This window comes from Oleiphilus sp. HI0132, assembly GCF_001635845.1.
In genome coordinates, this window is sequence record NZ_LWGJ01001856.1 from 1 (window position 1) to 1,071 (window position 1,071).

Here is a 1,071-nt window from a genome sequence, read left to right on the forward strand (position 1 = left end):
TTACCGGAAAACGTTACGACATTTTGACTCCCTGCACTTATATCATCCCAGCTGCCATTGCGAACTTGGTCGATAGAGGCCTGCCCCGCCATCCACGCGGAATAGCACTTCCTGTCAGAAGGATCATCATTATCAATTACGCCATCAGTTAATCTATGACAACTCCTATCAAGTGGAAAATGATCAAACATCTCTTTCGAGCTTTCCGTGACGTACCGATCAGGTACGCCGTCTGCATCACTATCTATCTTTGACGGGTCTGATATATATGAAAGTTGAACGCAATATTCACTGTTTCCTATGTTACTAAGTCGATATTCATCAGCATTACAAGAGGCTGTGCTCTCAATTAATCTCGGAGGGTTTGCGGAATCATAAATAACTTCATAACGAGATTCGGTGTCATTATTTTGATTGCCATCAAACAAGCCATCTCCATCTGTATCGTTCTTAGCAGGATTACTTTGGGTAAGCAGCACTTCAATACCATCCGGCAATCCATCAAAATCAGTATCTGCAACAATAACTGAAGAATCTTCATTATTTTGATCTAAGTCGTTGACATACAGATCATCATCTATGTCTTCATCGCCATCACTAAGGCCATCCCCATCGGTATCAGCCCTTAAAGGGTCAGATACTTTAAAGTTTTCTTCGTTGGATTCCAGCTCCTGGTAACTTGTATTGATATCGAGCGGATTAATATCAAAACGGGTATCACCATAGGTTTTCTCAATCAGCATGAGCTCGGTATAATCAGTAAGCCCGTCACCATCACTATCCGCTAGAGAAGGATTAGAGATATATCGAATATGAATTTTACCGATAACCTCAACACCCGCATCAAGCTCATCACCTTCAGCAACAAATGGCTCGTTTAGCGAAGTGCCAGCATCATTGACTACAATTCTCGCGACGTCTGTAACGAGATATTCGTAGGCAGCACCCTCGAAGCTATTGGAAGGCGGATTCCAACCAGTAACACCACTCTTTGAATTAAGGTCTATATCGAGATCACGACCAGTCTTGAGCAACGTTAACTCATCAAGACCGAAACCATAGACCCATACT

The 1,071-nt window shown here is 42.6% G+C and carries 1 pseudogene; it reads right to left on the bottom strand.

Features of this window, described 5'->3' with window-relative positions:
• Nucleotides 1-1,071, bottom strand: a pseudogene (locus A3766_RS31740) (hypothetical protein); the annotation flags it as partial.